The 1,352-nt window shown below is 31.8% G+C and carries 2 protein-coding genes; both read right to left on the bottom strand.

Translation table 11 applies throughout. The annotated features are described in order from the left end of the window. Positions 1–227: 227 nt before the first annotated feature. Positions 228–722, bottom strand: coding sequence for a hypothetical protein (locus tag Q0921_RS24905; protein WP_299261871.1), 495 nt, complete (start codon positions 720–722; stop codon positions 228–230). Between the two features lie 159 nt (positions 723–881). Continuing rightward, positions 882–1,244 carry a hypothetical protein gene (locus Q0921_RS24900; protein WP_299261869.1) on the bottom strand — a complete coding sequence of 121 codons (363 nt, stop codon included), beginning with the start codon at positions 1,242–1,244 and terminating at the stop codon, positions 882–884. Positions 1,245–1,352: the final 108 nt, after the last annotated feature.

Genomic DNA, 1,352 nt, shown 5'->3' with positions numbered 1-1,352 from the left:
TAGTATGATAAGAATATTTAATATTAGTAGTTTTTTCATTCGTATGGTGTACAACGTTTAATATATGTGTCGTAGCAAGGCAAAATGTTACCTTGTTTTCGACAAAATCTGCGCATTGGTTGCTAATTTTTACTTTCTGCAAGCATTGCGCCTTACCAAAAATACAACAACCAATCGATTGATCACTTAGCTGCTATGATCACATATATCGTGTTGTAAACAGTTTTTTAACATCCGCAATACATATCAATTTCAGTATTCTTTTCAGTTTCTTTTATTTTGTAATAACAGCCAACTCCGTTATCAGTTGGTCCATAATTGGTTTTTTCTTTATTCCAACCATGTTTAATATCCATAGGCGAACTTTTGAATATTTGCTCAACCCACTTTATCACACTAGACTTTTTAGATTTCGGTAATATTAGAGTAGTTGAAATTCCACCAGCTTCTCTACATTGTTCAATCGAATAAGTAATTCCGTTTTCAAAACTTTGTTCAAAAGCACAGGTACTGTAGTCAGGATATTCATATTTTTTCACATTCCTTTTTTTAGAAGACTGATTGTAATTCCGTTGTAGATAAACATACACGACATCGTCCGCGTTATTATTCTTTTTCAATTCCGCTTTTAATTCCGTTACATTAGGTTCTTTTAATTGAAAGTCTTGTCCGAAATTCAAGATCGGTAAGGTTAAAAATAAGATGATGATTTTTAATTTCATATAATTGTTTACAACGTTTAATATATGTGTCGTAGCAGGGCAAAATGTTACCTTGCTTTTCGACTTTTCTGCGCATTGGTTGCTAACTTTTATTTTCTGCAAGCATTGCGTTTTTCCAAAAATACAACAACCATTGGATTCATCACTTAGCTGCTATGATCACATATATCGTGTTAGCAAATTTTTTTTAAACTGCCACACAAAGATTCCGGTCATTATTAAATTCAAGATAACTGCTATTGTAAAGTCCGGAAATTCGAATAGTAATAAACTTAATATTATACTAGGAAATATTAGTCCAGCTATTTTTTCCCAGTTTTTATTGAATTCAGGAATTGCGAAATAAAATCCATAAAGAATAGCGCATATAAATCCCCATAGACCGACTATTATATATCCCATTTGAATTTCACCTTCTTGATCTCCGATTACAGATATTGCAACTATGGTAGGAGCAATAAAATTTAGCAGAAGAGTAATTCCGTAGTAAATTTTAATATGCTTTTTTTGAGTTTTTTTCAATTCTAATTCCTTTTCATCTGGAAATATTTGCTAACGTCGTACTAAACTCAGCCTTAGCGTCGTTGATTAAATCGTTTACGCAGCGATAGCGAAGATAAACTATTTGAT

Source organism: uncultured Aquimarina sp. (assembly GCF_947496855.1).
Lineage (GTDB): Bacteria > Bacteroidota > Bacteroidia > Flavobacteriales > Flavobacteriaceae > Aquimarina.
This window is presented reverse-complemented; position numbering and strand designations above follow the sequence as displayed.

Coding starts and splice junctions, on each gene's coding strand:
- Q0921_RS24905 (WP_299261871.1), bottom strand. CDS start 722: ATGAAATTAAAAATCATCATCTTATTTTTAACCTTACCGATCTTGAAT.